Origin of the sequence: Bacillus vallismortis, from assembly GCF_004116955.1 — a bacterium.
GTDB classification, from domain to species: domain Bacteria; phylum Bacillota; class Bacilli; order Bacillales; family Bacillaceae; genus Bacillus; species Bacillus vallismortis.
Genome location: NZ_CP026362.1, coordinates 3,287,336 through 3,309,782 on the forward strand (window position 1 = coordinate 3,287,336; position 22,447 = coordinate 3,309,782).

Below are 22,447 nucleotides of genomic sequence, written 5' to 3' on the forward strand. Positions count from 1 at the left end.
ATTATTAGAGAAATATAGGCAGCCGATGATGAAACATTTGTCATTTAGTAGCAGGTGATGAAATCACCTGCTTTCCCTTTTTATCACAGGAACATCATATAAAAAATCCCCAAAAATCATACTACACGCAACCCAAGACCACCACACCGACAGGAGGCATCCCACGCAAAACAAGTCTCGATATAACGAACAATTAAGTAGTAGCTCAACTTTCTGGTGTATTATTGGCCATTTTTGCTTATTATACTGGCTACTTTAATACAAAACTGCATGAACATAAGTTAAAATATGCTCATGCAGTTTTTTAGTTTATTTATGATCTTTTGGAGGTTTATCAAAAATGAAGAATGATCAAATCGTTTTTGAAAAAACAAGGACCATCGCTCATGATATCGATCAGATGCAAAATCAACAGGAGAAAATAGATTATCTTTTTCGCCAAGATTCTCTTACACTCAACCAGTTGAAGCAATATTATTCTGAACCTTTCCTTCCGCTTCATTTTCTAGTGAAAGTAGCAGTTTTATGCATGTTTATATCTATGGCTTTAGCTTCTTTCTTTTTTATTCAAGCAAAAGAAGTCTTCATCAATCCTATATTATCAAATATTTCACCTGCAGTTTTTTCTATTTTTACAGTCATATGTATGTTTATGACTTATACCAACGTCATAAAAAGAGGATATAAAAACAAAGGAGAAGCATCCCTTATTCAACAATCTGAATTCTATGAGAAAAACAAGTTAATTAATACAATACTTTATAAAAAATATAAAGTGGATCAACAAAACATACAAGCAAATGAACCAACTGCCTCTGATAAAGAAGATTCAATGAATTTTCATGCTGTATTGAACCATGTACTTACAATTAGTAAAAATGATAAAGAGCTTTTGGCCTACTTAGATACAAAAGATATTGCTGTGCTAAACCAATTAAAAGCATATTTTTCTGCTCGTCCATTTTCCCTTTCACATTATATGAGTTTAATGTTTTGCGGAAGTATAATTGTCATTTATGCAACTACTCTATTTTCAGGACAAATTAATTACATTGACATACCAGATATGTTTATCTATCTTTTATTCATCATTTTTTTGAAAATCCTTATTGATTTGATAAAGCTTTTAAATATTTCTAGAAAAGGACAATTACATACTGTTCTGCACTTTGTGCAGAGAGCCGAATATTTGCGAATGAAAGGAGTTATAGATTTTATTCTAACTGAAAGATATAACAAAAAAATTCTTTAGTTTTGTTTCAACTTGAATTAAGAAAAGAAATACGCAATTTTTATAATTAGGAGATGTATGTATTGAATGTAGACCTACACACATATAAAGAAACCGAAATAGCAGCGAAGTTTATTTTAGAACATGCAAAAGATGATAAAGAACTTTTGATTTTCCTAAACAAACATGACTCCATCATGCTTAATCAATTAAAAGTATTCTTTAGCGAACCGCAACTCACATTCAAACACACCGTCAAAATCGTTTGTTTCGTGACATTCGTAACTTTATATATTTATTTTTTCAGCACTCGTTTTAATGAATTAATACAATTATCTGTACAAATGTTTTTTGCCTTGATCGGCCTTTTTTGGGTTTTTGTTGTTTTTCCATTCTCAAGAAAAGTTCAAATCTCTGACCGCTTCAAACAAAAATCCGAAAACGCCCGTATTGTCGGCATGATTGACTTCGTATTAGAACAAAAATACAAAAAAAGCATCTCTGAATAATGCCATCATCAGAGATGCTCCTTCTCTCTTACACCTTCTCCGCCATAGCCGCACTGTCACTCGTTACCTCCGCGGGCTCCCTCAGCATCACATTCATCACACTTGCCAGCACAAGCATTCCAATCGACAAATAAAAAGCCATTGTATACTCACCCGTTACCGTATAGATGACGCCTGGGATATACGCGCCGAGTGCCGAGCCAATTTGATGGGCGAGCGACAGCCAGCCGATCATAAGGCCGATCGAGTAGTTTTGAAAATATCGGGTGGCGAGCATTTGAGTCGGCGCAACGGTAGCGAAGTCCACTAATCCAAACAGAATTGCAAAACCTAGAAGCAAGTAGGGTTCGTGGCTGTAAATCAGAATCACAATCGAAAGCGCGCGTACCGCATATAAAAAGCACAGGATTTTCCGGCTGCTCCACCGGTCCGCTACCATTCCGGACAGTAAGATGCCAGCGATATTAAAGCCGGCAAGCAGACTGACAGCGGCACTTGTGACTGTCGTTGAAAAGCCGTGATCGTGAGAAAACGGAATCAAATGGGTATCCATCAGTCCCACGGTCGTAAACCCGCAGATCAAAAACGGCAAAATCAAAAACCAGAATTGCCTCATCCGAAACATTCCAGTCACTGAAAGAGCAGTTGTGTTGGGCGCTGTTTCTTTTTTTGCAGCAGTCAATCCGCCTATCGGCTCTGCATTCTTTTCTGAAGGATTGTTCCGCAGCATCAGCAGTGCAGCCGGAAAAACAATCACGATTAACAGCAAGCCCAATACTACCACCGTCAGCTTCCAGCTAAACCAATGGATCAGCATGAGTGAGCCTGGAACGAGAAGCATTTGCCCCGCTCCAAAACCTGCTTCCATGATCCCAAAGGCTAGTCCCCGCTTTTTGCTGAACCAATTGACGACCAACACACTTGCTGCCACATTCGATGCCCCCCCAACTCCAAGCGAGACACCTAATCCATAAAGCAGAAACAGCTGCCAAGGCGAAGTGACAAAGCATGTTAAGAAAATGCTGATCCCTGTCAGCAGCGCACTCCATGACAAAACAGCCCGGGCACCCCATTTGTCCACAAGCCGCCCAATCACAGGCTGAGATATGCCATAGACAATAAAACTTATTGTAGAAATCAGCGAGATGGTGCCTCGATCCATTGAAAACTGCCGTTCCCACGGCTCCACAAACGCTCCAAACGACAGGCGCACCCCCTGAACGGCCAATAAGATCAAAAAGGTGACGGAAACGATGATCCACGCGTAGTGCAGTCTTTTCATGACAGCTCCAAATCCCACCGTTCTTCTGTCAGACGCTGGCCCCATAATGGCGCTTCTTCTTTCACTTCACTTACCCTGAAACCAAATTTTTCGTAGAGCGGACGAGCCTCAGCCATGGTGCTCACCGTCCAAAGAAAAATGCGTTCAAACCCCATATCCCTGCAATATGTAACCAGGTGCTCCAGCAATTGTGTGCCCAGCCCCCTGCCTCGAAAAGCGTCATCAACTAGGAACCACCTAAGCTGCACGGTCTTTTCATCATGTTTGACCAACCCAACAGAGCCAGCAAATTTCCCGCCGCTTTCCGCAATCCATATGGTTTCAATATCAGCATCAAAGGTCTCATGAAGATAAGCTAAAAACGTGTCGTCCCAGCCATGGGCTTCCGCATAAAATTGTCTCTGTTTTTCGATGAGAAGCTGGAGATCATCCGAAAGAAAATAATCTCTAATCGATATGTCTGACGTTCTGGAAGAAAGCGACTGTGAGAGGATCGCTTCAATTTCTTCCATCGCCTCCGCAAGCTTCCGCTGGTCCTTTTGGTCAATTTCTTTGAGCATCCGTTCTACTTGTTCGTTCGCTTTCTCTTCCAGCTTTTTATAAATCGTTTTTCCTGTTTCCGTGACATAAATATAATGATGGCGGGCATCCTCTTTGCTCTTTTGTTTATAGATTAAATTTTCTTTTTCAAACTGTTTCAACATCCTGCTGACATAACCCCGATCTAGCCCTAGCTTATCCTGGAGGGCTTTGGCTGTACAATTTGGCGTATTATACATTTCAAATAAAATCCGCGTTTCTGTTAAGGAAAACGGACTGTCGTAAATGTGCTCATTAAGGAAGCCAAGGACATTCGTATAAAATCGATTGAACTTTCTGAATTTTAACCCGACAGATGTCTCACTAGTTTTCAAATCAATCCCCACTTTCTTGTATCGTTGATTAAGGCAATTATAACCAAACATAGTTGCCATAGTCAACGATATCTTAAAAAAGTGGGCATTTTCACTTTTTTGATGCTTTCCTTTTCCTGACCACACTCAGTGTGATATACGATATAGCGGTTGAAATCAGAGTATAGACAACAACCCACCCCAAAAATGATGGATTAAAAACGGTAAACGTGAGCACTAGCGAAATCACCAAACTAATCATCGGCATCAGATACACGTTTTGATAGACACAAGTCCCGGCAACCGATAACACGATAATTCCTAACGGCAAAATACCGAATGCGAGTTCTAATTCATCCATCTGCAACAGCCTCCCTCCAGATTTTTATGCTGCTTGCAAAAAAACATAACCACAATAAGTAAAAGGGTATTATTCACTTTTCGAAAAATCCAGTTTTAAAATTAACCGTTTACATTCACTTCTGACTATGATAATTTAAGAAAGCGCTATCATAATAAGTTAATAGCTTGGATGGAGATGAGGAGAGCCAGGAATCTAACCCCTTTTATACAAGGGGAGTTTCTGGCTCTTTTTGTTTTTCAGAAAGGAGGCACGCCACACATCCGGCACATACAGCAAAGGGGGATGATTTTGATGTTTCACATCTTTAAACCGGCTCCTCACATTGAGAGACTGGATGATTCAAAGACGGATGAGGCTTATAAACGGCTTAGGCTCCAAGTATTCATTGGTATTTTCGTCGGTTACGCGGGCTACTACCTGCTGCGGAAAAACTTTGCCTTTGCCATTCCTTATCTGCAGGAACAGGGATTTTCAAAAACGGAACTGGGCTTGGTGCTGGCCGCTGTGTCCATTGCATACGGCTTCAGCAAATTCATTATGGGGATGGTGTCTGACCGCTGCAATCCGAGATATTTCCTCGCGACAGGCCTGTTTTTATCAGCAATCGTTAATATTCTTTTCGTTTCAATGCCTTGGGTGACTTCAAGCGTTACCATCATGTTTATTTTTATGTTTATCAACGGATGGTTTCAGGGAATGGGCTGGCCGCCATGCGGCAGGACAATGGCCCACTGGTTTTCTATTAGTGAACGAGGCACAAAAATGTCAATCTGGAATGTTGCCCATAACATAGGCGGCGGTATCCTGGCTCCGCTTGTCACTCTTGGCATTGCGATGTTTGTGACTTGGAAAAGCGTGTTTTTCTTCCCAGCCATCATTGCCATTATCATTTCATTTTTAATTGTTTTATTGGTTCGCGATACGCCTCAATCTTGCGGCCTCCCGCCAATTGAAGAGTATCGGAATGACTACCCGACACACGCTTTTAAAAATCAGGAAAAAGAATTAACAACAAAAGAAATCCTTTTTCAATATGTGCTGAACAACAAATTTCTATGGTTCATCGCGCTTGCCAACGTTTTTGTCTATTTTGTGCGATACGGCGTGGTTGACTGGGCGCCTACTTACTTAACTGAAGCCAAAGGCTTTTCTCCTGAGGACTCGCGTTGGTCGTATTTTCTGTACGAATACGCCGGCATACCGGGAACGATCCTGTGCGGTTGGATCAGTGACCGATTTTTCAGAAGCCGCCGGGCACCGGCAGGCGTTTTGTTTATGGCGGGCGTTTTCATTGCCGTATTGGTGTACTGGCTGAATCCGGCCGGCCATCCGCTCGTCGACAACATCGCCCTGATCAGCATTGGCTTCTTAATCTATGGACCGGTTATGCTGATCGGCCTGCAAGCGATTGATCTCGCGCCGAAAAAAGCAGCCGGAACCGCGGCCGGTTTGACCGGATTCTTTGGATACATCGGCGGATCTGCTTTCGCAAACGCCATTATGGGCTTTGTCGTAGACCGATATGATTGGAACGGCGGCTTTATCATGCTGGTCTCTTCCTGCATTCTCGCCATCGTCTTCTTGGCCCTGACATGGAATACAGGAAAACGGGCGGAGCACGTTTAAGAAAGAAACATAAAAGATTAATCATTTACCAATACGACGTTTACATCTGTTTTTTAATATGAAAGACAGTTATTGATAAGGAGGAGAAATCATGCGAAAAAATAGAATACTAGCCTTGGTTCTTCTGTCGCTCGGCTTACTCTCATTTATGGTAACCCCAGTGTCTGCAGCGTCAAAAGGAAACCTGCTGTCACCTGACCGTATCCTGACGGTTGCGCATAGAGGGGCTTCCGGATATGTGCCTGAACATACGATCCTGTCTTACGAAACCGCTCAGAAAATGAAAGCAGATTATATTGAATTGGATCTGCAAATGACAAAAGACGGCATATTGATTGTCATGCACGATGAAAAACTGGACCGTACCACAAACGGAACAGGCTGGGTGAAAGACCATACGCTCGCAGACATTAAGAAACTTGACGCCGGTTCATGGTTTAATGAAGCCTATCCGGAAAAAGCAAAACCACGGTACGCCGGTCTTACAGTTCCTACATTAGACGAAGTATTAGACCGTTTTGGAAAACACGCGAACTACTACATTGAAACAAAATCGCCCGACACTTATCCAGGTATGGAAGAAAAACTGCTCGCTTCTTTGCAGAAACATAAATTACTGGGCAAACATGCTAAAAACGGCCAAGTGATCATTCAATCGTTCAGCAAAGAAAGCCTGGTAAAAGTCCATCATTTACAGCCAAACCTGCCTACCGTACAATTACTGGATGCCAAACAAATGGCGTCCATGACAGATGCTGGCCTAGAGGACATCAAAACATACGCTGTCGGTGCGGGACCGAGTTATAAAGCCTTAAATCAAGAAAACGTCCGCATGATCCGCAGTCACGGCCTCCTGCTTCATCCTTACACAGTCAATACGGAAGCAGATATGCGCCGTCTGCTTGACTGGGGAGTGACAGGAGTGTTCACAAATTACCCTGATGTCTTCCAGCATGTTAAAAAAGACTACAAAAAACGCTGAGAACCTAAGATTCTCAGCGTTTTTCTTATTGATTTTCACCAATAACTGCTTCTGCAATATTGACCGCATGATCACCGATACGCTCCAGGTTGCTGATCATATCGACAAAGACAATGCCCGCTTGTCCAGTGCACAGCCCTTCATTCAGACGGATAATATGCTTTTTGCGAAGCTTCCGTTCCATTTTGTCAATCTCATCTTCTTTTTCAATAACTTGTTCAGCGATCTTCACATCATTGTGGTGCAAAGCATCCATGGACGCCTTCACAGTAGAAATCGTCAAATCCATCATTTTCGTTAAATCCTCCATGGCGGATTCAGTAAGAACCACACGATGCGCCTGCTGATATTCAATCAGTTCATTCACGTTTTCGAAGTGATCCCCGATTCTTTCAATGTCTCTGACTGTATCCATCAGCATATGATGCTCTTCAGACTCGTGCTCTGAAAGAGAGCTTGAAGAAAGCTCAATCAAATAATCAGTAATTTTTCGGTCAAGATTGTTAACTGCATCCTCTAGCTGGTAGGCACTTGCCGCATATTTCGGCTGTTTTGTGACCATGAACTGTTTTGTGACCTCCAGCCCCTGTACCGCAAAGTTCCCCATTTGCAGAACTTCTTCTTTTGCTTGTCCGAGAGCAATAGATGGAGATTGCTCAATAAAAATCGGATCAAGATGCGACTTGTATTCCACCATTGAATCCTTGCCCGGAATCAGTTTTGTTACGATCAAAGCCAATATCCCCACAAAAGGAAGCTGTATCAATGTATTGGATGTATTAAAGATTCCATGCGCAAAGGCAATCGTCATTTTAGGATCAAGCCCCATTGAAGCCTGCAACCATAAGGTCAAAGAAGTAAACGGTTTGAGCAAAATCAGGAAAATCGTTGTCCCGATAAGGTTAAACAGCACATGAGTAGCCGCAGCACGTCTCGCGGCAACAGATGCCCCGAGAGACGCAAGAATCGCGGTGATCGTCGTTCCGATATTGTCCCCGAATAACACCGGAAGCGCGCCGTTAATATCAATGAGACCATCTGAAAATAAACCTTGCAGGATACCGATCGTGGCGCTGGAACTTTGTACGAGTACCGTAAACAATGTCCCAATGACAACACCTAGAACCGGGTTGGTGCTCATACTAACCGTTAAATCATGAAAGGCCTCAAGTGAACGGAGCGGTTTCATGCCGCCGCTCATTAACTCCAACCCGTAAAACAGAGCCCCGAATCCAAATACAACCTGCCCAGCATTTTGCACATTTTTATGTTTAAAGAAGAACAGTAAAAATCCGCCGGCGGCAATAATCGGCAAGGCATAGGCCCCTATGTCGATTCCGATAATAAACGCGGTAACCGTTGTTCCAATATTGGCCCCCATAATAACGCCGATGGCCTGGCGAAGCGTCATAAAGCCCGCACTGACAAGCCCAACGGTGATCACCGTTGTTCCGGAACTGCTCTGAATCAAAACCGTCACAATGATCCCCGCCAATACACCCATCAGCGGATTGCTTGTAAAACGGTCTAAAATATTTCTTAATCTATCTCCAGCCGATTTCTGAAGTCCCTCTCCCATGAACTTAATCCCAATCAGGAAAATACCGAGACCCCCGAGAAATTCGAACAGTAATGTTTGTAAATCAATCGCCAACATGTTCACCTCTATTTAGACATTATTCAGCAAACTCTCTTCGATTATGTTTCAAGTTCAATTGGTTGTAAATAAAACAATCGCTGAATTTACAATAACTTAACAATCAGCCTTATGGTCCTATTTCAGATTTACATTCGTGTAATATTCCGCGATGAACATGACCAATCGACTACAAAAATCTTACATCATCACAAGGTTTTATCATGGGCATTATTCTTTCCTTATCCAGCTTTCCCTATACTGAAACAAGCACCCTCTGTACAGTTCTCCTAAGACAACCGGCAAGGTTTAGTGATCATGAGAACGGGAATGATATAGGAAACACTACTCTTACAATAGAAAGGAGTATCACCATGAAACAAAAGCTGTTACTTTCAGGTCTCGCTGTTTCAACTGTCGGCATCACTTCTTATCTATTAAAAGACCCGTCAAATCGCCAAAAAGCACGAGAATTCATTCACAGCATGAAAATGAAAATGAAAATGACAAAACAACCTGAAATGGAAAAGTTCCCAGTCGATAAAGCCGGCCACCCACACCCGCAAGATATTGAGGACAATAAAATGGTATCCGAAGGCTCCATGTACCCCGTCCAATATTATGATGAAAAAAAGAAGTAATTTAAAGGCTCTCTTCGATAAGGAAGAGAGCTTTTGCATTTACCCTTTCCGTCTGATTCCGCTCATCACAAATCCGCTTTCAGGCAATGATGGCATTCTGGCAAGACTGTAATGCAGCGATTGTTCCGGGACGTCGTATTCTACCTTATTCACAAGAAAATCCAGGCTTGCTTTCATGACTTCAATTGTTATCCCTTCCCCTGGACAGCGATGGCCTTTCTCCGCGTGGCCCCCGCCTTGAGGAATCAAATCAAACGGATTTTCCTCCCGCCCCTCAAATCGTTCAGGCCGAAATTCATCAGGATTGTCCCATAAGCGGGGATCGTGATTCGTTCCATATACATCAAGCAATACCGATGTACCCTTCTTAAACTGACAGTTATTCCATTCAAAATCCTTTTTAACAAGCGCCCCTAAAAACGGGCCAAATGGGTAATATCGGCGGACCTCCTGCACAAACATTTCTCTTTCCCGGCTGCTTCCAGAACGCAGCCATTCTCTATACGCAGGATTCTCATGAAGCGCCAAAGCTGAAAACACAAGAAAGTAAGAAATCGCAACAATCGGCCGCAGTACATTAATCAGCTCGATGGCGGCCATCCTGGAATCCAGCTGGTTGCCATCTTCTTGCGTGTGAAACGCCATTTCATGCAGCGCTGTTCCGGCAGGTGTCTTCAACAAGCCGGCACGAACATCTTCAATCATTCTTTCAATCCACTCTTCCGCACGCGGCCTCGCTCTTCTTCCCTTCCAATGCCTCGGCCCCACGGCACCAAACGCGTCAACCATATCGATGAAATCATCCGCTCTCTCTTTCACTTCCGTTTCCTTCAGCGGAACACCTGCCCAATAGCACGCCACCCTGCACAGGATTTCTTTTGCTTCCTCAAATAACACAACCTGATCTGCCTTCTCCCATCTTGTGACTGCCGCTTCCCACTCCTCTGTCATCAGTTCAGCCAAACGCTTTTGATGCGGCGGCGTCATTAATGACAGAAAAAGCAGCTTCCGATGAAGATGAGCTTCACCATCCATTGTCTGGATCGCATTCACCCCAAACAGCGATTTCTGCACTCGTTTCGGGAGAGCCCCCTGCCGCTGAAATCGCTCCGTATCATAGAATACCTTCGCGGCCTCCGCGCCGCTCATACAAATAAATGTTTTTCCAAGCAAACGTGCCTGAAACAAATCCGACTGGTAATGCTCTTTTCTATTCTTTATAAACAAATATCCTTCCCGCATCAAAGCCAGACTGTTATCAAGGCTTTTGTCATGTGGAATATGCTCATTCATCCTGCAACCCCGCCTTCCTTTTTACCCTCTTTTTTCACGTTATCACACGCAGATAAACCCAATTACAGTATTTGTTTTCAAAACCAAATTTACGCATTCTTTTAAAAGGAAGTACAAAAGAAATAGAGAAAAGATAATTGACCAAAGCAAAGGGGAGAACCAAATGAAGAAATGGACATATGTTGTGCTTGTGCTGAGTATTGCAGGGATCGTCGGTTTTTCCGTTTACGCATCATCGTCTGCCCATGAAAAGCATCTGAATGTCAGCCAAATGAAAGTCGATAACGAATTCAAAGATACGGATGGAACCTTCATTCTTCACGATGTGCAAAAGGACAAGACCTTTATATACAACAGAAAACGTGCAAACAAAAGACAAACTCCGCAGTCCACCTTCAAGGTCGTAAATGCCTTAATCGGTTTGCAAGTAAAAGCTGTTCGAGATGAATACGATGTCAAACGGTGGGACGGGGTCAAGCGTGAGTTCGATTCATGGAACCGCGACCACACGCTTGGATCGGCCATGCGTGAATCGGCAATCTGGTATTATCAGGAACTGGCGAGGGATATCGGCGAAAAAAGGATGAAGGTCTGGCTCCATACTTTGTCGTACGGCAACGAGGATATCAGCGGCGGCATCGGCCAATTTTGGCTGCAGAGCTCGCTTGCAATTTCTCCGCTGGAACAAGAAGCCTTTTTGAAGAAACTTTTTCATGAGACACTTCCCTTTGATCAATCAGTGATGAAAACCGTCAAGCGCATGATGATTCAAGAGGAAGGAGATCATTACACGCTCTTTGGGAAAACCGGAACCCGCTTGACAGATATGGGATTAGGCTGGTTTGTCGGATTCATCAAAACAGAGCATGGTTCGTATATTTTTGTCACCAATGTCGATGATTCCGGCACAAAAGCCAAAAACATTACAGTGAATATCCTGAAAAAATACGGCCTGATCACATCCTAAATGAAAGGAGCCCTGCATAATGGGCAGGGCTCTAAATCTCATGCTCGAAACAATAATGATTCACAAGCTCTTCAATCAAATCGTGATCTGGATATTCTCCGTTACATTCAAATTCAATTTCTTCCACAAATTCGCCGTGATGGTATACATGGATGGCTCCGTTTTGTCGGATAACACTAAACTCCGGCTGAAATGTATATCCGTTTCGTTCAATTGCTCCCATTTCTTACCCGCCTTTCAAAGCAGTAATTCATACACCTCGTTTAATTCCTTGGCCCGTTTTTGATCCTGTTCATTCTGCGCATACTTAATTTCTTTTTCTAATACATGGTTCAAAAAAGACATTTCATTGTCATCCAAATCTTTTACAAATTCCTCTTCATTCACATAACGCTTCGCCAGCATCTTCTTGCAAATCCGCTGGCAGACTTCATTTTCAAGGTGGTTCGAAAGTGATTCACGCAAATAACCGAGTGTAACATCCATGTTATGAACACCTTTCCTTCCGCTATCTTTACCCTATAGCTTGCGGAAACAGGAAAATTCCATACGCCAAAAATAAAAAAAGAGACATCCGTGAATGTCTCTTTTTCCATGTTATTCAACCGATTGATCGCTTTTTGCCAAATTGGCCTGCGAACGCTTGCCAATCCCAAACACATAATAACTAATGACCACAAGCGCTAAGAAAATCACACCGACAACCAGAGAGATACGAGTATCATCATTGAACCACATGCCGACAAGAACCATCAGCAAGAAAGCAATCGTCACATAGTTTGTGAAAGGCGCAAACGGCATTTTGAATGGATGTTTATCTAATGCAGCGCCCTTCGCTTTTCTGAATCCGATGTGGCTGATCAAGATGACAAACCAAGGAATCATACCAGGCAGCACGCTGGCGCTGTAAACATATACAAAAATCTTCGGCGGCGCGATATAGTTCAGCACAACACCAACAGCCAAACCGATCATTACAGCAATTGTGCCGTAGAGCGGCACCCCATTGCGTGAAATCTTCGTAAAGAATTTTGGTGCTTGTCCATTTACCCCCAGTGTATAAAGCATGCGTCCTGCACTGAAAATACCGCTATTACAGCCGGACATTGCCGCTGTAATCACGACAAAGTTAATAATGCCGGCAGCTGCTGTAACACCAATTTTCGCGAACGTAGACACGAACGGACTTCCAAGTGAATTGAGCTCATCCCAAGGATACACTGTCACAATCACAAAAATAGCACCAATATAGAAAATCAAAATGCGCCAAATAATACTTTGAATCGCACTTCTTAGCGTGTTTTTCGGGTCTTTTGCTTCACCGGCTGTAATCCCGATCAGCTCAACCCCTTGATAAGCCGCAATAACAAGAGAAAGCGCAAAGAAGAAGCCAGAGAAGCCGTTAGTAAAGAATCCTCCGTGGGACCACAGATTCGACAATCCGATCGGATCTCCGCCGTTGCCGAATCCGAAGAAAATAATCCCGATTCCCGCAATAATCATCAAAATAATCGTCACGATTTTAATCATCGCAAACCAAAACTCAAACTCGCCAAATGACTTAACAGAAATTAAATTCGCCGCACCGAGAATCACCATTGCCACGATACCAGGTATCCAAGCGGGCAAATCCGGGAACCAATACTTCATGTAGGAACCGACAGCGATAATTTCTGACATGCCGACGATAACCCACTGAAACCAGTTGCTCCATGCTGTCATATAACCTGCCAGCGGATGAATATAGTTATGGCCGAATGTCGCAAAAGAACCCGTGCTCGGTTCGACATACAGCATTTCACCCATCGCGCGCATGATAAAAAAGATAAAAATCCCACATATTGCATAAGCCAAAAGGACAGACGGCCCAGTCCATGAAATCGTGCTGGCAGAACCCATAAACAAGCCAACACCAATCGTGCCGCCCAAGGCGATCATTTGAATGTGACGAGCGCCTAATCCCCTCTTTAATTCTTGATTTGCCACTTCTCTTCCTCCTCTTAATAAAATTCTCGAAATCTTCCTCTGTAACAATCTGAAAATTCAAACGGAATATTGTTATATAATCTCTAAAATTACTTATTTCATCATAATAAATTTCTCTGGAAAATACAATTGTTTTTTTCAGGTAAACACTTTTAGTCAGAGTTTTTCATCAACACTTCATTTTAAATTTTTTATATAAATATAATGAAATTGTTTGAATTTTATAATTCCTTTTCTTTTCATAAAAAAAGAGCTGTTCCCAATGAACAGCTCACCTAATAATGCACGCCAGTTTGACGCTTTAATATTTCAAGCCACTCGGTATCTCCGGTGCCATAGCTCTTGCTTTGCCCTGCATCTCTCAAAGATCCATTGCTGTAATCAATTGAAAGGATGAAATCCGGGATGGCATCATACCCGGCTTCCGCCAGTTTACTAAGCGCCAAACGATAGTGGGATATAGCATAGGGGGCCGTTTGTTTTTGGACAGGATCTTTTTCAAGCTCTTCTTTATAAACGTCTATTACGTCACGTCCATCAGGTGTTATGTACCGCCCGTCTATCACTTCTAAATCCTTCAACCGATAGCCTGTGACATCGTACATCTCACGAGCAGCTTGATACTTTTGATATGCCTCTTGGGAATATTGTGTCGAATCAGCGCTTAGGCTTTTCATGATATGTAAAAATAGCTCTTTGCTGTTGTCTCCAGATTGCAGCATTTGCTCAATTTGCTCAATCAGTGCCTCATCGTCTGTCCCGCTCACCTGTACCTTATAGTCAATCGGCGTAATCGTAAACGTAAGCTCCGTCCCTTGTGGAATGTGAATATCGTTTCGGTTCAACAGCACTTGCAGCTGCTGGTTCACCTGGCTTCGCTGATACACCTTTGCATTCTCATCCTCCACTTCTCCATGAAACGTGACATGGCGAAATGCGGCATCCTGCAAGTTATAGTTTTGCGCCTTCCCTTTGAATAGCCATTCTGTTTCATTATCATAAGCAGCCTGTCTTTCCGCAGCAGACAGATCACTTCTGAAATAAGGAGACTTTGAATTTTGGTACTTATCCTTGATATAGCCTAATGGATCAGACTTCATTTTGTTAATCGCATTGATCCTGCTGTATTTTTCATCTAGTATCTTGATTCTGATATCACTCTCAGACTCATAGGGGTTATTGGATTGAATCACTGTTTCCTCCCCTGTGTCCCTCACTGTTCGTTCATTCGCTGATCGATACACTTTGCTGAAAGTCCCGCTGTTTCCCGCCACACTGGTTTTCGAATAATTAATCTGATTAATCCCCTCATTATAAGACCGTGACTCGAGCTTACTGTATGCCTTCTCCAGCACCGCTGCTGTTTTTTCAGATGCATTCTTGTGTGTACCAGCCACATTTCTATTCAATATGTTCTGTGCCATCAGCTGTGTGCGGATAAATTGCCGATTCAGACGCATTGGATTCCCTCCTGAACAATTTTCTCTTACTCTTTTTTATCGGCAAACCCAATGTATATATTAACCTATAAAAACATTTATTTACACAGTAAACATTATTATGTATGATGGAAATAAAAGGAGGTTGTTTGTATGACAAAAAAATGGCTTATCTCATTCGCGTTGATACTGTCTGTCTTATTCACCTTTACTTATTCGGCATCAGCCGCCGGGGTTACTGCGATTACAGGAAACAATTCATTCGATACCGCAGCGCCAATCGGTTATTGGAAATATAAGAATATCGATACAACGATTTTGGAAGCTGGGCAGGATGAAGCCTATTTCACGTTTACAGCTAATAAGGGAGAAAAAGTCTATGTGAGAAGTACATATCAAAGCGCGTACACAGGGATGAAAATTGAAATTTACGATAGAAACAGAGTACCTGTTTCACAAGGCACTGAAGTCATTAATCCTAATACGTACTCTTCTTTTATTTATGCCAATGCTGACGCCCAAAACACGACGGATACCTTCTATGTAAAAGTGTCATGCGGCTCCTATACCGGGAACATGTATTTCACACTTTCAATTGAAAATCGAATCAAATCCGGCAGCGGAACGTTCCCATTCAGCGGCGTTGCTGAAAATAAAGGAAACACTGCCCTTAGCCCCTCAGGTTCTGACTCCAGCGTGATCAAGGTTGATTTAACAAACCAAGCCGGAATACCACGCGATGCCATTGTCACTAGAGTACAAACAACAGCCACTCAAACACCAAGCCAGGGAAATACACGCCATCTGATCATGACAAGCGAAAACAACGAATGGCGCCGTGCTCTTGTAAACAGCTCGACGTCAGGGTCTTATGATATATCATTGTCAGATCAACTCAGTGTCGCAAAAGTATGGAGTTTTAAATATAATACTTTAGCGACAGCCAGATCGACGATGAGTAATGTCAAAGCAAAAATAGATTATGAATACGATGTCACAAAGCAATTTTAATTCATACTGAGCTGGTTCAAATTCCTTGAGCCGGCTCTTTTTTATTCTTAGCCTAAAAGGTAAACTATAGTCAGTACAACCAAGGGAAGTGCAGACATGGCATTAAAACAGCTGAAAAAACTGTTATTTGACCGCCCTCTAAAGGACGGCGTGATCCTGAACAACCAATACAAAATCGAAGAATGCCTCGGCATGGGCGGGTATGGCCTAGTTTATTTGTGCACCAATGTCCGTACGCAAACACCTTATGTCTTAAAACAGCTGCGGCAGACAAAAGCGAAAAAGGAAAAAGAAAGAGTCCGGTTCCAGCAGGAAATGAAGCTGCTCAAAAGCATTCACCACCCGCACATTCCAGCCTTTATAGAAGATTTCATCATAGACGGACAGGCTTATTTTGTCATGCAGTTCATCGAGGGAGAAAATATAGAAGAGTTATTGTTTTTTCAAAAACAGCCGTTTACAGAGCTCATGGCTTTACAGCTGATTTCGCAGCTGCTTGAGATTGTAGAATACTTGCATGCGCGCCTGATTTTTCACAGTGACATCAGAACGCCTAATATCATCATCAATCAAGGCAAGCTCAGCCTCATCGATTTCGGCCTTGCAAAGCAATTGACTCCCGAAGAAACGGAGGAGGCACAGGTAAGAAAACAGGATGACTTCTTCGATCTAGGAGAAACGCTATTGTTCCTGCTGTACTCTCAATATAAAGGAAAAAAGAAGAAAAACGGCACTTGGCTGGAGGAACTAACGCTGACAAAAGAAGTAACCTTGCTGCTGAAAAAATTATTGGGCATTGATGAAGAGTACCAGCACACCGCTCTCATTCGCGAAGACCTAAACCGCGCCATTCAATCGGTCTCATAAAAAAACCCTTGTCCCAAGACGGAACAAGAACTTTTTTGAAATTAACTGCTGCTGTAGCTCCGGCGCTTGTAGCGATGACTGCCGCCATATCGATCGTAGTGTCTTCTTTTGCCTGAGCTGCTGCTGTAGCTGCGGTGATATCTGCGCCGGCTGCTGCTGTAATGCCGATGTCTGCGATAGCGATCACTCGAGCTGCTTGAGAGGCGCTTGATCGTTTTAATGATTTTTTTAAACATATGCTGATCACCCCATTTCTTTCTTCCTATTATATATAGTTAATAGGAGAAAGAAAAACTTCAGCGGGGTCACTCTTTTGAAAACAAGAATCCCGTTCCATTCTCATTTGTCTGCAGCACATAAGTCATCGCGAGCAGCCTGCATATATCCTCAATAATCTTTAACCCAAGCCCCTCACTGTTCTCATTCTGATCAAATCCAATACCATCATCGCGAATAGAAACAGTGCCATTTTCAATCATGACTTCCATTTTTTTAGCTTTTGAATGCTTTAACGTATTTTGAAAAATATTATCAAACAGCCTTTGCATCCATAACACGTTGCTCATCCATATCACATCTTGATCTGCCGGTTTAAAGCGCAATTCAATCCCATTCACACTATATAAATAATCCCACTTTTTCACCGCTGTTTCTAACAGCTCGTTAAGACGCACTTCTTCATTTACGATATAAGAACTTTCTAGCGTCTCGGCGGAATATAGATTGAATTCATTGGTTAATTCCGAGATATATTCGATTTGCTGATACAACGATTCGAATACGGCCTGATCATGATACTGGCCTTCCAAATAAAACAACTGCAGCCTGAGAGCTGTTAAAGGTGTGTTAATGTCATGACGCAGTTTTTGCAAAAGCTCCTTTTTGATTTCCTCCTGCTGTTTCAGTTCCAGTTCACGATATGTCGTCCGTTCAATTAACAAATTGACAGACTTGATCAGCTCCCCGATTTCATCAACGTGTTTCACTTCTATTTTATCCGGCACCTTTTGATCACTCGCCAGATACCGAATGGTATGATGTAATAGATTGATTTTATGCAGCAGAGAATGAATCGACTTCGAAAATAAAAAAGCTAACAATAAGAGTGATAACAAAAATACAATGAGCATTGCCGGATACGCAAACGACCTATGAAAAGGTATACCGTGATTCATTGATTTAAACACGTTGTCATAAATGACAGACATCAAAATACTAACCGCCAGCAATAGCACCGGCACACTAATGACAGCCGTACATAATAACAACATATATTTTGTCTTTAACTTCATTTCCTCACAATGGTATTCAGCCGATACCCTTCTCCATATATATTTTCAATAATTTCACCCGCTTGATCGTTGATTTTGGCTCTGATTTTTTTAATGTGCACATTGACGATATTCGGGTTTCTGTCTTCGAGCTGCCACAGATATTCAAAGAAATGTTCCTTTGTCAGGGTGCTGCCCCTATTTTCATATAAGTAAAAGAAAATTTTCCGCTCAATCGCAGTAAACAACACCTCTTCATGCAGGCTTTCATTGAACACTTTTTTGGTTTCAGCATTAATATACAAGTGCTTGATTTGCGTAAAGGTTCCATAATGATGCTCAAGCATATTCTGCATCCTCAACAGCAGCTCCCTCGGATCAAAGGGCTTCACCATATAATCCTCGCCGATTTTCAACCCTTGGAGTTTGCTGTCCATGTCATTGCGGGCCGAAAGAAAAATGACCGGAATACGCAGTCCCAGCTTTTTGATTTTTGCAGACATTTGATACCCGTCTTCACCCGGCAGCATCACATCCATAATGACCAAATCCACCTTCTGTATGACCGATAGCACTTCCGCTCCATCGGTTTTCCACATCACATGATAGCCCTCACGCTGCAAAATCTTTTGCAGCAGACCGCCAATCATCACATCGTCTTCCACGATTAAAATATGATAACCCTTCATCCTAGCGAACCTTTCTCATAAACTCCATGGAAAGTTTATATATTTGATCAGGCTGATATAAATAAATACTGTGTGTACCCCTCAGTTCCTTTATATCGGCTGTATTGAATTGAGCCGCGAATGCCTCATAATCTTTTCTGTTTTGTATGGCATATTTTGAGTTTCTATTTTGGTCAGAGACCGCATCTAACAATAAGACAGGAGTTTCTTTTGGGGCCGGCAGATTCACAGATTTGCTCCCGTTTTGGTAAGACTGTAAAAGCTCATGCTCCATATCAGCATTAAAAAATTGCTTAAGGTTAATGGCTTTATAGATTTCTTTTTCTTTATCGGTTAAAAACGACTGACGAATCACCTCAGGGTTATATACAGCGGAAGGCATAAATCGATGAAAACCAATCGACGTTAACAGATGGAAGCCTCTCACTTTCAGTCTGTTGATCCCGCTCAACTTATACGTGACATACTGCTGAGGCAAGCCAATATCCATCGCAATAATGGCCTTGATTTCTTTAGGATATTTCTGTGCCCAATACATCGCCTCGATCCCGGATATGGAATGAGGCATTAAAATATAAGGAGGCTTATTCCCGCTTTTCATAAGCGCTTTCCTTGTCTGTTCCAGAACCGTATCAATATCTCTGTCATCGTTAGACACATCACTGTATCCATAACCTGCCCGATCAACAACAGCAATCTTATTTTCTTTTGAAAATTTGCTGTACAAACCTTTCATCTCATAAGCAGGCGCAGCAATCCCCGAGCCGGACATAAACACAAACGTATCCTTCCCGCTTCCCTCTTCATACACATTCATCTTTTCCCCATCAACATCGACTACTGTGCCTTTACCTTTCAGCAGTGCCGCTTCCTTATTTAATTGATAGTGGTGATATATAAATACCGAGACGGATACAAGCAAAACCAAAGCAGCCAAGCAGCCAAAAACAATCTTTAGGACGTTCCATAATGTTTTCATATGATGCTCCTTTCACGTGATACGGAAAGGATACGATAAGAAAATAAATTTCTGATTAACTTTGGAAAGATTTTATTTTGACATTTGACTTTGCCCTTACGGAAAGGTGTACATTGAAAGCATGGAGGTGATCGCTTGCTGTCGATCGGTGAATTTTCAAAGATATGCAAAGTATCAACAAAAACACTTCGATACTACGATGAAATCGGATTACTTCACCCCGAAGACATTCATCCTGAAAGTGGATATCGATATTATTCTATCAAGCAGCTGAAAGAAATGCTCTTGATTAACCGTTTCAAGTCGTATCATTTTTCTCTGGAGGAAATTAAAACCATTCTCAATGCAGAAGAGGATCAGGCGGAAGAAATGCTTGGTTTAGCCCTTCAGCGAAAAAGACAAGAAGTTCACGCAAAAATAAGTGCATATGAATATACGCTTACAAAAATGAACCAAGATATTTTGCGTGCAGAGATGGGCAAATCAATGAGGTCATGGTTTGACGATATAGAAGTAGAGCTTTCCGATACCCAGACAAGGAACATCCTTTACATACGCCAAATGCTGAGCAGTGAAGACTACGCCTTAGGATATGAGAAGTATTTTAGCAGACTCTATGAAAGAATTGCCGTTGAAAAATTCACTCTACTAGCCACGCCCATGACAATTTATCACAGCCCTGAGTTCAACCCTGCCGGCAATGATACAGAGTTTGCGATTCCAATAGAGGAGACGGTAAAGGGAACAAGAGATTTGCCCGGTGGGCTTTGTGCAAAGTCTGTATTAAAGGGCCCCTATGCAGAATTGACCTCGATATACGCTAAGCTGAGAGAGTGGGTCGAAGATGAGGGCTATGAATTAGCCCAATCACCATATGAAGTGTATGTAACCGATCACCAGCAAGCCCCTGTGCCAGAGGATATTGTGACCGAAGTGTATTTTCCAATCAAGAAAAAAGAGAGGTAACTATCATGAAAAGAAACGACTGGCCAACTGCAGCCCCGGCAGCCTTGGGCATAGACGCTGAAAAACTGTCTGAGCTTGACCTAAAAATCAAATCCGAATACAGCAATATAAACGGTATGGTGGTTGTGAAAAATGGATACATCGCTTATGAGCGATATAATCATGGCTATGGCCCGAATGATACGCATCATGTAGCATCAGTAACCAAAAGTATTATATCGGCTCTCATTGGAATTGCGATACATGGAGGATATATCAAAAGTGTCGATCAAAACGTGCTCGACTTTTTCCCGGAATACGTCCCTGATCCTTATAATCAACAAAAACAAAACATCACCATACGCCACCTCCTCACAATGACAGCTCCCTATCCATTTGAAGACTGGCACGAACCGCTCGACAAGATGTGCGTACAGCCTGATTGGATCATCTATACACTCGATATGCTGGGCCAAGGAGGCACAATCGGCACTTTTAAATACTCCACCGCAGGTGCACACCTGCTGTCAGCCATCATTACCCGCACCACAGGCAAGAGCGCCCGCGAATTTGCTAACGAGCACTTATTTAAACCAATCGGCATGAAAGAAATTCCGCATTATGAAATGAAATCATTCGGCTTTGACGACCTTTTCGGAAAAGATGTGAAGGGATGGGTAAATGATCCGGACGGAAACTCAACCGGAGGATGGGGGCTTACGCTGACTCCGCGGGATATGGCTCGGTTTGGTTATCTTTATTTGAATCATGGTACTTGGGACAATCAACGCATTATTCCAAGATCATGGATTGACGAATCAACAAAGATGAACGCCAATCACTATGGTTATCTATGGTGGCTTCGTGATGAGGACAGTGTTTTTTCATACTCAGCTCTGGGTGATGGCGGGAATGTGATTTGCTGTGTTCCGGAGAATGACCTGGTTGTAGCGATCGCATCAGGGTTTATCATGAATCCACGTGACAGGTGGAAGTTAATTAAGGAATATGTAGTTTCTCGGACAAATTAGGAAAATAGACAGACGAGAACTTCAGATACGAGCCTTCTCCAAGAAGCAAGACATTGAGAAGGCTGTCGGTTTTATCGATTCTTTTCCACAACATCATGCTGCGATATTCAGTTCATTTTCTTCTTGATAAACAGATCATTTTCAACGACTGCCTAGAACTGAAAAAAGCGCCAAAAGCAACGCTCATCCCCGGATTGGACCTCCACATTTAAAACTTCAACACTTCTCTTTCCACTAAAGGTAAACCTCAATATGTGGCTTGTATGCCTAGCAGCTTTCACTTTGATAACATGTTTACCAATTTCGCAGCCTCCCTCCAATTAAATAACCATATGAAAAACCCCTTTGGCTATTATAACCAAAGGGGTTAGAACCTTTCCATTTCTATATCTTAAAGACTTTTCTCTAGATCATTACATAATTTAAACACCATCACCCGTTCACCTGTCCGAGAGCTTAAATCAGTATGAAAGCTTTTCACTTCTTCTCCGGTTATCGTGAGGATAATATCCTTAAGGCCTTCTACCCCAGACTCAACTAACTCCGAACGAGTTTGTTTGATAGATAACAGCCCCTCTTTTGATTCACAAACTGCATATTCAGCCGGTGTTAAAATTCCTTTTAAATTAACAATGATCATGTCACGCAAGATATCAGTCTTAACAGATACAGACCCTCGCCCAAGATAATCCTTTTCCCATTGAGTAATGGACTTACTGATCTCTGATTCAAAAGAACCTTTCGATTTTTTCATATATAAAACCTCTCCTGAGCAACAAAAATTGCATATTCTATTTTGTGATTT

At 42.3% G+C, this 22,447-nt stretch carries 23 protein-coding genes and 1 pseudogene; 10 read left to right on the forward strand and 14 right to left on the reverse strand.

The window, feature by feature from the left end:
* Positions 1-340: 340 nt before the first annotated feature.
* Positions 341-1,252 carry a hypothetical protein gene (locus tag BV11031_RS17270; protein WP_010331442.1) on the forward strand — a complete coding sequence of 304 codons (912 nt, stop codon included), beginning with the start codon at positions 341-343 and terminating at the stop codon, positions 1,250-1,252.
* Between the two features lie 62 nt (positions 1,253-1,314).
* Positions 1,315-1,740, forward strand: a complete 426-nt coding sequence (locus tag BV11031_RS17275) for a hypothetical protein (RefSeq protein WP_010331443.1) — start codon at positions 1,315-1,317, stop codon at positions 1,738-1,740.
* Between the two features lie 28 nt (positions 1,741-1,768).
* On the opposite strand, the gene BV11031_RS17280 is transcribed toward BV11031_RS17275, so the two are convergent.
* From BV11031_RS17280 to BV11031_RS17290, 3 genes are all read right to left on the reverse strand, one after another.
* Positions 1,769-3,022, reverse strand: a complete 1,254-nt coding sequence (locus tag BV11031_RS17280) for an MFS transporter (RefSeq protein ID WP_010331444.1) — start codon at positions 3,020-3,022, stop codon at positions 1,769-1,771.
* Entirely contained in the window at positions 3,019-3,936 is a 918-nt protein-coding gene (locus BV11031_RS17285; RefSeq protein ID WP_010331445.1) for a bifunctional helix-turn-helix transcriptional regulator/GNAT family N-acetyltransferase, read from the reverse strand. Before BV11031_RS17285 ends, BV11031_RS17280 begins: the two co-directional genes overlap by 4 nt.
* A 91-nt stretch (positions 3,937-4,027) precedes the next feature.
* Positions 4,028-4,276 carry a YbeF family protein gene (locus BV11031_RS17290; protein ID WP_010331446.1) on the reverse strand — a complete coding sequence of 83 codons (249 nt, stop codon included), beginning with the start codon at positions 4,274-4,276 and terminating at the stop codon, positions 4,028-4,030.
* A gap of 294 nt (positions 4,277-4,570) precedes the next feature.
* On the opposite strand from BV11031_RS17290, the gene glpT reads away from it, so the two are divergent.
* A complete protein-coding gene (glpT, locus tag BV11031_RS17300; RefSeq protein WP_010331447.1) occupies positions 4,571-5,905 on the forward strand; it encodes a glycerol-3-phosphate transporter in 1,335 nt (444 codons plus the stop codon).
* A 91-nt stretch (positions 5,906-5,996) separates the two neighbouring features.
* Positions 5,997-6,887, forward strand: coding sequence for a glycerophosphodiester phosphodiesterase (locus BV11031_RS17305; RefSeq protein WP_010331448.1), 891 nt, complete (start codon positions 5,997-5,999; stop codon positions 6,885-6,887).
* 25 nt (positions 6,888-6,912) lie between these two features.
* On the opposite strand, the gene BV11031_RS17310 is transcribed toward BV11031_RS17305, so the two are convergent.
* A complete protein-coding gene (locus tag BV11031_RS17310) occupies positions 6,913-8,541 on the reverse strand; it encodes a Na/Pi cotransporter family protein (protein WP_010331449.1) in 1,629 nt (542 codons plus the stop codon).
* A 356-nt stretch (positions 8,542-8,897) separates the two neighbouring features.
* Between BV11031_RS17310 and BV11031_RS17315 the strand changes: the two genes are divergently transcribed.
* On the forward strand, positions 8,898-9,164 hold the full coding sequence (locus tag BV11031_RS17315) for a hypothetical protein (protein WP_010331450.1): 267 nt from the start codon (positions 8,898-8,900) through the stop codon (positions 9,162-9,164).
* A 39-nt stretch (positions 9,165-9,203) separates the two neighbouring features.
* On the opposite strand, the gene cypC is transcribed toward BV11031_RS17315, so the two are convergent.
* Complete coding sequence (gene cypC, locus BV11031_RS17320; protein WP_010331451.1) at positions 9,204-10,457, reverse strand: CYP152 family fatty-acid peroxygenase CypC; 1,254 nt, start codon at positions 10,455-10,457, stop codon at positions 9,204-9,206.
* Between the two features lie 163 nt (positions 10,458-10,620).
* Between cypC and blaOXA the strand changes: the two genes are divergently transcribed.
* Positions 10,621-11,424 carry a class D beta-lactamase gene (gene blaOXA, locus BV11031_RS17325; protein WP_010331452.1) on the forward strand — a complete coding sequence of 268 codons (804 nt, stop codon included), beginning with the start codon at positions 10,621-10,623 and terminating at the stop codon, positions 11,422-11,424.
* Between the two features lie 31 nt (positions 11,425-11,455).
* Here the strand turns inward: blaOXA and BV11031_RS17330 are convergent, their stop codons facing one another.
* The 4 genes from BV11031_RS17330 to BV11031_RS17345 all read right to left on the reverse strand — a co-directional run bounded on the left by BV11031_RS17330 (position 11,456) and on the right by BV11031_RS17345 (position 14,870).
* The gene (locus BV11031_RS17330) at positions 11,456-11,647 is read right to left on the reverse strand and encodes a YbxH family protein (protein WP_010331453.1); all 192 of its coding nucleotides are present in this window, start codon (positions 11,645-11,647) and stop codon (positions 11,456-11,458) included.
* Positions 11,648-11,661: 14 nt separating this feature from the next.
* Positions 11,662-11,910, reverse strand: coding sequence for a sigma-G-dependent sporulation-specific acid-soluble spore protein CsgA (gene csgA, locus BV11031_RS17335; RefSeq protein ID WP_003241413.1), 249 nt, complete (start codon positions 11,908-11,910; stop codon positions 11,662-11,664).
* A 111-nt stretch (positions 11,911-12,021) separates the two neighbouring features.
* Positions 12,022-13,410: an amino acid permease gene (locus BV11031_RS17340; RefSeq protein WP_010331454.1), complete on the reverse strand. Its 1,389-nt coding sequence runs from the start codon at positions 13,408-13,410 to the stop codon at positions 12,022-12,024.
* 275 nt (positions 13,411-13,685) lie between these two features.
* Complete coding sequence (locus tag BV11031_RS17345) at positions 13,686-14,870, reverse strand: DUF4885 domain-containing protein (protein ID WP_010331455.1); 1,185 nt, start codon at positions 14,868-14,870, stop codon at positions 13,686-13,688.
* Positions 14,871-15,002: 132 nt separating this feature from the next.
* Between BV11031_RS17345 and BV11031_RS17350 the strand changes: the two genes are divergently transcribed.
* Together BV11031_RS17350 and BV11031_RS17355 are read left to right on the forward strand one after the other, a co-directional pair.
* Positions 15,003-15,860 carry a hypothetical protein gene (locus BV11031_RS17350; RefSeq protein WP_010331456.1) on the forward strand — a complete coding sequence of 286 codons (858 nt, stop codon included), beginning with the start codon at positions 15,003-15,005 and terminating at the stop codon, positions 15,858-15,860.
* A gap of 96 nt (positions 15,861-15,956) precedes the next feature.
* Positions 15,957-16,727, forward strand: coding sequence for a serine/threonine protein kinase (locus BV11031_RS17355; protein ID WP_010331457.1), 771 nt, complete (start codon positions 15,957-15,959; stop codon positions 16,725-16,727).
* Here BV11031_RS17355 and BV11031_RS17360 read toward each other — a convergent pair.
* The 4 genes and pseudogenes from BV11031_RS17360 to BV11031_RS17375 form a co-directional block, all read right to left on the reverse strand.
* Positions 16,712-16,974, reverse strand: a pseudogene (locus tag BV11031_RS17360) (hypothetical protein). The gene BV11031_RS17355 and the pseudogene BV11031_RS17360 overlap by 16 nt on opposite strands.
* A 58-nt stretch (positions 16,975-17,032) precedes the next feature.
* Entirely contained in the window at positions 17,033-18,019 is a 987-nt protein-coding gene (gene ybdK, locus BV11031_RS17365; RefSeq protein ID WP_010331459.1) for a two-component system sensor histidine kinase YbdK, read from the reverse strand.
* Complete coding sequence (gene ybdJ, locus BV11031_RS17370) at positions 18,016-18,687, reverse strand: two-component system response regulator YbdJ (protein ID WP_010331460.1); 672 nt, start codon at positions 18,685-18,687, stop codon at positions 18,016-18,018. Before ybdJ ends, ybdK begins: the two co-directional genes overlap by 4 nt.
* Before the next feature lies 1 nt (position 18,688).
* Entirely contained in the window at positions 18,689-19,666 is a 978-nt protein-coding gene (locus BV11031_RS17375) for an alpha/beta hydrolase (protein WP_010331461.1), read from the reverse strand.
* A gap of 135 nt (positions 19,667-19,801) precedes the next feature.
* On the opposite strand from BV11031_RS17375, the gene BV11031_RS17380 reads away from it, so the two are divergent.
* On the forward strand, positions 19,802-20,632 hold the full coding sequence (locus BV11031_RS17380; RefSeq protein ID WP_010331462.1) for a MerR family transcriptional regulator: 831 nt from the start codon (positions 19,802-19,804) through the stop codon (positions 20,630-20,632).
* Between the two features lie 5 nt (positions 20,633-20,637).
* Positions 20,638-21,642: a serine hydrolase domain-containing protein gene (locus BV11031_RS17385; RefSeq protein ID WP_010331463.1), complete on the forward strand. Its 1,005-nt coding sequence runs from the start codon at positions 20,638-20,640 to the stop codon at positions 21,640-21,642.
* Positions 21,643-22,033: 391 nt separating this feature from the next.
* Here BV11031_RS17385 and BV11031_RS17390 read toward each other — a convergent pair whose 3' ends face one another.
* The gene (locus tag BV11031_RS17390; protein WP_010331464.1) at positions 22,034-22,396 is read right to left on the reverse strand and encodes a Na-translocating system protein MpsC family protein; all 363 of its coding nucleotides are present in this window, start codon (positions 22,394-22,396) and stop codon (positions 22,034-22,036) included.
* Positions 22,397-22,447 lie beyond the last annotated feature (51 nt).

Coding starts and splice junctions, on each gene's coding strand:
- BV11031_RS17270 (WP_010331442.1), top strand. CDS start 341: ATGAAGAATGATCAAATCGTTTTTGAAAAAACAAGGACCATCGCTCAT.
- BV11031_RS17280 (WP_010331444.1), bottom strand. CDS start 3,022: ATGAAAAGACTGCACTACGCGTGGATCATCGTTTCCGTCACCTTTTTG.
- BV11031_RS17290 (WP_010331446.1), bottom strand. CDS start 4,276: ATGGATGAATTAGAACTCGCATTCGGTATTTTGCCGTTAGGAATTATC.
- glpT (WP_010331447.1), top strand. CDS start 4,571: ATGTTTCACATCTTTAAACCGGCTCCTCACATTGAGAGACTGGATGAT.
- BV11031_RS17305 (WP_010331448.1), top strand. CDS start 5,997: ATGCGAAAAAATAGAATACTAGCCTTGGTTCTTCTGTCGCTCGGCTTA.
- BV11031_RS17315 (WP_010331450.1), top strand. CDS start 8,898: ATGAAACAAAAGCTGTTACTTTCAGGTCTCGCTGTTTCAACTGTCGGC.
- cypC (WP_010331451.1), bottom strand. CDS start 10,457: ATGAATGAGCATATTCCACATGACAAAAGCCTTGATAACAGTCTGGCT.
- blaOXA (WP_010331452.1), top strand. CDS start 10,621: ATGAAGAAATGGACATATGTTGTGCTTGTGCTGAGTATTGCAGGGATC.
- BV11031_RS17330 (WP_010331453.1), bottom strand. CDS start 11,647: ATGGGAGCAATTGAACGAAACGGATATACATTTCAGCCGGAGTTTAGT.
- csgA (WP_003241413.1), bottom strand. CDS start 11,910: ATGGATGTTACACTCGGTTATTTGCGTGAATCACTTTCGAACCACCTT.
- BV11031_RS17345 (WP_010331455.1), bottom strand. CDS start 14,870: ATGCGTCTGAATCGGCAATTTATCCGCACACAGCTGATGGCACAGAAC.
- BV11031_RS17350 (WP_010331456.1), top strand. CDS start 15,003: ATGACAAAAAAATGGCTTATCTCATTCGCGTTGATACTGTCTGTCTTA.
- BV11031_RS17355 (WP_010331457.1), top strand. CDS start 15,957: ATGGCATTAAAACAGCTGAAAAAACTGTTATTTGACCGCCCTCTAAAG.
- ybdK (WP_010331459.1), bottom strand. CDS start 18,019: ATGAAGTTAAAGACAAAATATATGTTGTTATTATGTACGGCTGTCATT.
- ybdJ (WP_010331460.1), bottom strand. CDS start 18,687: ATGAAGGGTTATCATATTTTAATCGTGGAAGACGATGTGATGATTGGC.
- BV11031_RS17375 (WP_010331461.1), bottom strand. CDS start 19,666: ATGAAAACATTATGGAACGTCCTAAAGATTGTTTTTGGCTGCTTGGCT.
- BV11031_RS17385 (WP_010331463.1), top strand. CDS start 20,638: ATGAAAAGAAACGACTGGCCAACTGCAGCCCCGGCAGCCTTGGGCATA.
- BV11031_RS17390 (WP_010331464.1), bottom strand. CDS start 22,396: ATGAAAAAATCGAAAGGTTCTTTTGAATCAGAGATCAGTAAGTCCATT.